The following is a 7,843-nucleotide window of genomic DNA, read 5'->3' as shown; positions in this document are numbered from 1 at the left end:
AGCCGGGCTCCTACAAAAGCAATTCGGTCAGGCGTGTTTTTTGCGGTACTCACCGGGCGAAATGCCGAAGCGCGATTTGAACGCGGTGGAAAAGTAGCTCGAATCGGAAAAGCCCCACGAATACCCCAGCACCGACAACTTCTGCTCGGTACGCGTTTGGCGCAGGGACTCCGCGCACAAATCCAGCCGCCGATTCTTGATGTACCGCGCCACCACCAATCCCTTCTTGGCAAACATCCGGTACAAACCACGCGTCGACATTCCCACCTCGCGCGCCAGCCATTCGGGGCAGAGGTCTTCCGAGCGGATGTGCTCATCGATGAAGCCCAGGGTCTTGCGAAAGAGGCGCTCATGCACGTCTGCGCATGCTTCGCTGTGGCTGATGGCCGGACGCAGCAGGCTGACAATCGCCTCCAACGTCGCTTCGCTTTCTGCCCGGCTCAGGCATTGCTGGTGCGTGGCGTCCAGAATCAAACGGTGCGAGAGCATCGCGATGGGGGATGTCGCGGCGATCCGGTGACCGCACTGGACCGGATTGAAGCGCAGGGTTTGCTCGACCAGTTGCGACGGCAGAATCAATGACAGCTGCCGGGAGTTTTCACTGTAGGTAAAGTCGCTGGGGCGCGAGGCGTCGATCAGCGTGATATCCCCGGCCGACAGCAACACCTTGCTGTCGCCCTGAGCCATGCCGGCGCTGCCATCGAGCTGAAACACCGCAAAGTATTTACCGTCCTCGCCCGCCGCCACTTCGTGAGGCGTGCGGTACAGCCGTGCCTGGCGGGCATCGACAAAACTGAGCTTCAGCGCGCCGTCCTGGTGCTCGCGGATCTGTCCGGCAAACTCATCGCCCAGAGGTTGCGCATTGAAGGCGCCACAGATCTGGTTGATCTGATGAATCCACTGATCGAAGCCATCACGGCGCTGTGCAATTGAAGAAATCATGTCGGGCCTCACGCAGGCTTGTTTTTATTATCTACGCCAATCCACGGGTTCTCCTGAACAGTGCCGCTCCTACGGAAACAGACGGGTTACTTAAGCCCGCCAAAGCGCCGATAAAAGCTTTCGCCCACGTCCGGCAACGGACCATCGGCGGTTTCCAGTGCATTGTTCAACCACTCTTCGGCCTTGGCGTAGATCAGCCGGTAAATGTTGCGGCACAACTGGCGGGCGGCGCGTCCTTCCCAATCGCCGGGCAACAACTCGTCCGGCAATTGCGGGTCACGCAGCAGCAGTTTGCGGTACTCGTGAATAAGCAGGACCCGTGCCAGGAAGCAGTCCGACGGTTGCAGGTTTTCCTGCTCGCGAAGCGCTTGCCAGAGCGGTCGGAACAGCTGGATGAACTCGCTGTAATGGGCCGCCAGCTCCTCGATGTTCCAGCTCTCGCGCACCTGCAAACGCAGGGCCTTTGAGGCAAGCACGTCTTGTGCGGTGGTTTCGAAGACGATGGTGTCTTCCTGGGCACCCAGGTCGAGCAAGGTCGCGTTGACGTCGGCCCGATCACTGCGCGGGCAGGCCAGCACGGCGGGCGAGATCGCACCAAAACCTTGCCACTCCAGTTCTTCGCGCACTTGTTTGCGCTTGTCCTGGGTCAGTTGCGTGAGCATCACCAGGCACCACGAACCGTCCCAGGCCGGAACGGTGGAGCTGTAGACCCGCTTGAAAGCTTTGTCGAAACGCCGACGACCGGCACCGGTCAGGCTGTAGTAGCTGCGACGCCCGACTTTTTCGGCGGTCAGCCAGCCTTCCTTGGTCAGGCGAAAAATCGAGGTGCGGATCAGCCGTTCGTTGATGCCGATGGGCTCGAGCAACTGAATCAGGCTGCCCAGCCACACCGTGCCGCCGTGGGGTTCGATGGCATCCCCGTACAGCGTGATGATCAAGGAACTGGCGCGGATCGGCGTCTGCTCCTGGAAGCGGGTAATCAGATGGTTCAAGGGTGTCAGGGACGACATGGGCGTACCGAGCTGAAAAAAGAAAAGGAATATACCGAATGTCCGCCGGTTAATTGCAAATCCTGTAGGAGCCAGCTTGCTGGCTCCTACAGGGGGTTGCGTGTTCATGAAGAACTGCCTTTTGGCCGCAGGCCGCTGTCGCTGATACGCGGGCGGTCGGGCTCCGGTTCGGTCAGCGGCTCGCAGACTTGCATCTGCTCCAGGCAACGCTTGGCCAGTTGCTGATACTCGCGAGTGCCCGCCTGCTTCCACGACACCTCTTCATCGCTGAGGCTGCGCTTGACGCTGGCCGGCGCGCCCATGATCAGCGACTGCTCGGGGCCTTCGAAACCGGCCTTGACGAAGGCCGCCGCCGAGACGAATGAGCGAGCACCGATGCGCGCATTGTCCATCACCACCGCATTCATCCCCACCAACGCGTCGGCGCCAATCCGGCAGCCGTGCAGCACCGCGCCATGGCCGATGTGGCCGTTGCGCTCGACCACGGTGTCGCTGTCCGGGAAACCGTGCATCACGCAGGTGTCCTGCAGATTGGCGCCCTCCTCCAGCACGATCCGGCCGAAGTCACCGCGCAGACTCGCCAGCGGACCGACGTAGCAATGGGGACCGATGATCACGTCGCCGATCAGCACGGCGGACGGATGAACGTAAGCGCTGGGGTCAACCACCGGAGTCAGGCCATCGAGGCTGTAGCAGGTCATGGGGCGTTTCCTTATAGAGCATTCACAAAGCGATGCCGATGCAGACTCATTTTGTATCACATCACTTTTACATTAACAAAGCACAAAAACCGTATCACTTACAAAGCCACTGGCCCGCCGTGTCTATTTAGACGAAAAAACCCCGGCTAAAACCAATAAAACAGGCGCATCCAGCGCTTGATCAAAGCCATTCAAACCACAACCATAAAACCACAAACCCGACGATAGGACACATTAAATCTATTTTTGTATTGCATTTACGTATCACGTTATAGGTATACTCCGGCAAAACCGGCCTACGCGCCGATCCAATAATGAGCCGGCATTACAGCCGAGCGTGCACCGTGAGGGCATCCGCCATGCCTCTGACCCTTGCTGTCGAATTCCACGAACCGGGCGTCCGCCTGATTACCTTGCAGCGTCCGCAAGCGTTGAATGCCCTGACCACCCAATTGCTGGGTGAACTGGCGGACGAACTGACGGCCGCGCAAGCCGATGCCGAGACCCGCGTCGTGGTCCTGACCGGCAGCCGCAAAGCCTTCGCGGCCGGTGCCGACATCAAGGAAATGGCCGAGCGCAATCTGGTCGGCATCCTCGACGACCCGCGCCAGGCGTCGTGGCAAACCATCACCCGCTTCAACAAACCGCTGATCGCCGCCGTCAACGGCTTCGCCCTCGGCGGTGGCTGTGAACTGGCGATGCACGCCGACATCATCATCGCCGGCGAGGACGCACGTTTCGGCCAGCCGGAAATCAACCTCGGAATCATGCCCGGCGCCGGCGGCACTCAACGTTTGCTGCGCGCCGTCGGCAAATCCATGGCCATGCAGATGGTCCTGACCGGCGAGCCGATCGACGCCCGCCAGGCCCAGCGCGCCGGGCTGGTCAGCGAAGTCACCCAACCGGAATTCACCGTCGAGCGTGCGCTGCAGATCGCCCGCAGCATTGCCACGAAAGCACCGCTGGCGGTGCGCCTGGCCAAGGAAGCGCTGCTCAAGGCGATGGACACCGACCTCGCCAGCGGCCTGCGTTTCGAGCGCCACGCCTTCACCGTGCTGGCCGGCACCCGCGACCGTGACGAAGGCATCGCGGCCTTTCAGCAAAAGCGCACGCCGACCTTCACTGGCCAGTAATCCGGCCACCGATAACGCATTCGAACGACCTCCCAGAGAACGCCAAGACCATGAACTTCGAACACATCCTGTTTTCCATCGAGGCCGGCGTTGCCCTGCTGAGCCTCAATCGCCCGGACCAACTCAACAGCTTCAACACCCAGATGCACGGCGAAGTGAAGGAAGCGCTCAAGCAGGTTCGGCAGAACCCGGACGTGCGCGTACTGCTGCTGACCGGTGAAGGTCGCGGATTCTGCGCCGGGCAAGACCTCAGCGACCGCAATGTCGCGCCGGGCAGCGCCGTGCCGGATCTGGGCGAGTCCATCGAGAAGTTCTACAACCCGCTGATCCGCCAGTTGCGCGACCTGCCGCTGCCGGTGATCTGCGCGGTCAACGGCGTGGCGGCCGGCGCCGGCGCCAACATTCCACTGGCTTGCGATCTGGTATTGGCAGCGCGTTCGGCGAGTTTCATCCAGGCCTTCTGCAAGATCGGTTTGATCCCGGATTCCGGCGGCACCTGGACCTTGCCGCGCCTGGTCGGCATGGCCCGCGCCAAGGCGCTGGCCTTGCTCGGTAATCGCCTGAGCGCCGAGCAAGCCGAACAATGGGGGCTGATCTACCGCGTGGTGGATGACGCCGAATTGCGCAATGAAGCCCTGACCCTCGCCCGCCATCTGGCCACGCAACCGACGTACGGCCTGGCGCTGATCAAGCGCAGCCTCAACGCCAGCCTGAGCAACACCTTCGACGAACAACTGGAGCTGGAAAAAGACCTGCAACGCCTGGCCGGGCGCAGCGAGGATTACCGTGAAGGCGTCAGCGCTTTCATGGAAAAACGCAGCCCAAGCTTCAAGGGGCGCTGAGTCATGACCGCACTGAACACTAACGCGCGCATCGCGGTGATCGGCGCCGGGGCCATGGGCGCAGGCATTGCCCAGGTCGCGGCGCAGGCCGGTCATCCGGTGTTGCTGCTGGACAATCGCCCCGGCGCTGCGGCCCAGGCCATTGAAGGCATTGATCGACAACTGGGCAAACGGGTCGAGAACGGCAAACTGTCCGCCGAGTCGCGTAGCGCAACGATTGCGCGCCTGCACGCCGTGGAAGCCATCGAAGCGCTGGCCGAGTGCGAGCTGATCATCGAAGCCATCGTTGAAAACCTTGAGGTCAAACGCGCACTCTTTCGCCAACTGGAAGGCATCTGCGGTGAGCACTGCATTCTGGCGAGCAACACCTCGTCGCTGTCGATCACCAGCATCGCCGCACAGTTGAACCATCCGCAACGCTTGCTCGGCTTGCACTTCTTCAACCCGGCGCCGGTCATGGCGCTGGTGGAAATCGTTTCCGGGCTGGCCAGCGATCCGGCGTTGGCCGAGTGCCTGTACGACACCGCCAAAGCCTGGGGCAAAAAACCCGTACACACCCGCTCGACACCGGGCTTTATCGTCAACCGCGTCGCCCGCCCGTTCTACGCCGAAAGCCTGCGCCTGCTGCAGGAAGGCGCGGCGGATTGCCCGACGCTGGATGCGCTGATGCGCGAGGCCGGTGGTTTTGCGATGGGCGCCTTCGAGCTGACCGACCTGATCGGCCATGACGTCAACTATGCCGTGACCTGCTCGGTGTTTGATGCCTATTACGGGGACACACGTTTCCTGCCTTCGCTGATTCAGAAGGAATTGGTCGACGCCGGGCGCCTGGGTCGCAAAAGCGGCCATGGCTTCTACCGTTATGCGGAAGGCTCCGAGCGACCACAGCCGACCTCTATCAGCAGCGATCACCCGGTTGAAACCTGCGTCGTGGAAGGTGATCTCGGCATCGCCAACGCGTTGATTGCGCGTCTGCGCGAACATCAGATCAACGTCATTCAGCGCGATGGCCAAGGCCTGTTGAAAGTCGGCGATGCCGTGCTGGCGCTTAGCGACGGGCGTATGGCCTGTCAGCGGGCGAAAGAAGACGGGCTGCGCAATCTGATCCTGCTGGACCTGGCCTTCGACTACGGCAAGGCCAGCCGCATCGCCATCAGTTGCTCGGCAGACATCTCCCCTTCGGCACTCGAACACGGCGTCGCACTGCTGCAACGCGCTGGATTCACCGTCAGCCAACTCAGCGACAGCCCCGCGCTCGCAGTGTTGCGCACGGTGGCGATGCTCGCCAACGAAGCCGCCGACGCCGTGCTGCAAGGCGTGGCCTCGGCCGCCGACATCGATCTGGCGATGCGCGCCGGCGTCAATTACCCGCAAGGCCCGCTGGCCTGGGCCGACGCCATTGGCCTCGCGCACATCCTCAACGTGCTGGAAAACCTGCAAACGAGCTACGGCGAACAACGCTATCGACCGTCGCTGCTGTTGCGCCGTCGCGTCGCTGAAGGGAGGACGTTCCATGACTAATCACGAAGCAATGAACCTGGCCAGCAACTGCGCGCAAACGATGTTCAAGCGCGATGCCGCGAGCCAGGCCATGGGCATGCGTCTGCTTTCGGCGGCACCGGGCTGCGCCCGCGTCGGCATGAGCGTGCGCGCCGACATGATTCAGGGCCACGGCACTTGCCACGGCGGTTACCTGTTCGCCCTCGCCGACTCGGCGTTTGCCTTTGCCTGCAACAGCTACAACGAAGCCACCGTGGCCATCGGTTGCAGCATCGACTACATCGCCCCGGCACGCCTGGGCGACACCTTGACCGCCGATTGCACCGAGCAGAGCCGCTCCGGTCGCACCGGCAACTACGACGTGCGCATTGAAAACCAACTGGGCCAGCTGATCGCGCTGTTCCATGGCAAATCCTACAAAGTGCGCGGCGCTGTGCTCGCGCAGGAGACCCCGAATGAATGACGCCTTGATCATCGACGCCGTGCGGACCCCAATCGGCCGCTACGCCGGTGCCTTGAGCAGCGTACGCGCCGACGACCTCGGTGCAGTGCCGTTGCGCGAACTGCTGCGCCGCCACCCGCAGGTCAACTGGAATGCCGTGGATGATGTGATCTACGGCTGTGCCAACCAGGCCGGCGAAGACAACCGCAACGTCGCGCGCATGTCGGCGCTGCTGGCCGGCTTGCCGGTCAGCGTGCCGGGGACCACGCTCAACCGTTTGTGCGGTTCCGGGCTGGATGCCATCGGCACCGCAGCGCGGGCAATTCGTTGCGGCGAAGCCGGGCTGATGCTGGTCGGCGGCGTCGAATCGATGTCCCGCGCGCCGTTGGTCATGGGCAAGGCCGAACAGGCCTTCTCCCGGGATGCGCAGGTCTACGACACCACCATCGGCTGGCGCTTCGTCAATCCGCTGATGAAAAAAACCTACGGCATCGACTCGATGCCGGAAACCGCCGAGAACGTCGCCGAGCAGTTCAACATCTCCCGCGCCGACCAGGACGCCTTTGCCCTGCGCAGCCAGCAGCGTGCCGGCGCGGCCCAGGCCAGTGGGCGTCTGGCCAAGGAAATCGTCGCGGTGGAAATCCCGCAGCGCAAAGGCCCGGCCAAAGTCGTCGAGCATGACGAACACCCCCGCGGCGACACCACGCTTGAGCAGTTGCAGAAGCTCGGCACACCGTTTCGCGAAGGCGGCAGCGTCACCGCCGGCAATGCCTCCGGGGTCAATGACGGCGCTTGCGCGCTGTTGCTGGCCAGCCCGGCGGTCGCCAAACGCCACGGCCTGAAGGCTCGCGGCCGGGTTGTGGCCATGGCCACTGCCGGCGTCGAGCCTCGCATCATGGGCATCGGCCCGGTGCCAGCGACGCGCAAAGTGCTGGAACTGGCCAACCTGAGCCTCGCCGACATGGACGTGATCGAACTCAATGAAGCCTTCGCCGCGCAAGGCCTGGCGGTGTTGCGAGAACTGGGTTTGAGCGACACCGACCCGCGGGTCAACCCGAATGGCGGCGCCATCGCCCTCGGCCACCCATTGGGCATGAGCGGCGCGCGGCTGGTGACCACCGCCCTGCACGAACTGGAAGAACGTCAGGGCCGCTACGCGTTGTGCACCATGTGCATCGGCGTCGGCCAGGGCATTGCGCTGATCATTGAGCGCTTGTCCGACTAAAGAATCGCGATTCCCGGGGAGCCTAGAGGTATCCTTGGGGCATGCACT

General features: G+C 62.7%; 8 protein-coding genes. 5 read left to right on the top strand and 3 right to left on the bottom strand.

Features of this window, described 5'->3' with window-relative positions:
• Positions 1 to 27: 27 nt before the first annotated feature.
• The 3 genes from feaR to paaY form a co-directional block, all read right to left on the bottom strand.
• Entirely contained in the window at positions 28 to 942 is a 915-nt protein-coding gene (gene feaR / locus KGB27_RS22710) for a transcriptional regulator FeaR (protein ID WP_008038301.1), read from the bottom strand.
• Positions 943 to 1,028: 86 nt separating this feature from the next.
• Positions 1,029 to 1,952 (bottom strand): phenylacetic acid degradation operon negative regulatory protein PaaX, encoded by a 924-nt coding sequence (paaX, locus tag KGB27_RS22705; RefSeq protein WP_008038300.1) that lies wholly within the window; start codon positions 1,950 to 1,952, stop codon positions 1,029 to 1,031.
• A 104-nt stretch (positions 1,953 to 2,056) separates the two neighbouring features.
• The gene (gene paaY, locus KGB27_RS22700) at positions 2,057 to 2,653 is read right to left on the bottom strand and encodes a phenylacetic acid degradation protein PaaY (protein WP_192228906.1); all 597 of its coding nucleotides are present in this window, start codon (positions 2,651 to 2,653) and stop codon (positions 2,057 to 2,059) included.
• 359 nt (positions 2,654 to 3,012) lie between these two features.
• Between paaY and paaF the strand changes: the two genes are divergently transcribed.
• Genes paaF through pcaF form a run of 5 tightly spaced genes read left to right on the top strand, consistent with a single transcriptional unit; the run spans position 3,013 to position 7,795 of the window.
• Positions 3,013 to 3,786 carry a 2,3-dehydroadipyl-CoA hydratase PaaF gene (paaF, locus tag KGB27_RS22695; RefSeq protein WP_223556446.1) on the top strand — a complete coding sequence of 258 codons (774 nt, stop codon included), beginning with the start codon at positions 3,013 to 3,015 and terminating at the stop codon, positions 3,784 to 3,786.
• Positions 3,787 to 3,836: 50 nt separating this feature from the next.
• On the top strand, positions 3,837 to 4,628 hold the full coding sequence (gene paaG, locus KGB27_RS22690) for a 2-(1,2-epoxy-1,2-dihydrophenyl)acetyl-CoA isomerase PaaG (RefSeq protein ID WP_008038297.1): 792 nt from the start codon (positions 3,837 to 3,839) through the stop codon (positions 4,626 to 4,628).
• Between the two features lie 3 nt (positions 4,629 to 4,631).
• Complete coding sequence (gene paaH / locus KGB27_RS22685; protein ID WP_223556444.1) at positions 4,632 to 6,149, top strand: 3-hydroxyacyl-CoA dehydrogenase PaaH; 1,518 nt, start codon at positions 4,632 to 4,634, stop codon at positions 6,147 to 6,149.
• Positions 6,142 to 6,591: a hydroxyphenylacetyl-CoA thioesterase PaaI gene (gene paaI / locus KGB27_RS22680; protein WP_008025274.1), complete on the top strand. Its 450-nt coding sequence runs from the start codon at positions 6,142 to 6,144 to the stop codon at positions 6,589 to 6,591. Before paaH ends, paaI begins: the two co-directional genes overlap by 8 nt.
• Positions 6,584 to 7,795 carry a 3-oxoadipyl-CoA thiolase gene (pcaF, locus tag KGB27_RS22675; RefSeq protein ID WP_192228902.1) on the top strand — a complete coding sequence of 404 codons (1,212 nt, stop codon included), beginning with the start codon at positions 6,584 to 6,586 and terminating at the stop codon, positions 7,793 to 7,795. Before paaI ends, pcaF begins: the two co-directional genes overlap by 8 nt.
• Positions 7,796 to 7,843: the final 48 nt, after the last annotated feature.

Source organism: Pseudomonas sp. BF-R-01 (genome assembly GCF_019946615.1).
GTDB lineage: Bacteria > Pseudomonadota > Gammaproteobacteria > Pseudomonadales > Pseudomonadaceae > Aquipseudomonas > Aquipseudomonas migulae.
This window is presented reverse-complemented; position numbering and strand designations above follow the sequence as displayed.

Coding starts and splice junctions, on each gene's coding strand:
- feaR (WP_008038301.1), bottom strand. CDS start 942: ATGATTTCTTCAATTGCACAGCGCCGTGATGGCTTCGATCAGTGGATT.
- paaX (WP_008038300.1), bottom strand. CDS start 1,952: ATGTCGTCCCTGACACCCTTGAACCATCTGATTACCCGCTTCCAGGAG.
- paaY (WP_192228906.1), bottom strand. CDS start 2,653: ATGACCTGCTACAGCCTCGATGGCCTGACTCCGGTGGTTGACCCCAGC.
- paaF (WP_223556446.1), top strand. CDS start 3,013: ATGCCTCTGACCCTTGCTGTCGAATTCCACGAACCGGGCGTCCGCCTG.
- paaG (WP_008038297.1), top strand. CDS start 3,837: ATGAACTTCGAACACATCCTGTTTTCCATCGAGGCCGGCGTTGCCCTG.
- paaH (WP_223556444.1), top strand. CDS start 4,632: ATGACCGCACTGAACACTAACGCGCGCATCGCGGTGATCGGCGCCGGG.
- paaI (WP_008025274.1), top strand. CDS start 6,142: ATGACTAATCACGAAGCAATGAACCTGGCCAGCAACTGCGCGCAAACG.
- pcaF (WP_192228902.1), top strand. CDS start 6,584: ATGAATGACGCCTTGATCATCGACGCCGTGCGGACCCCAATCGGCCGC.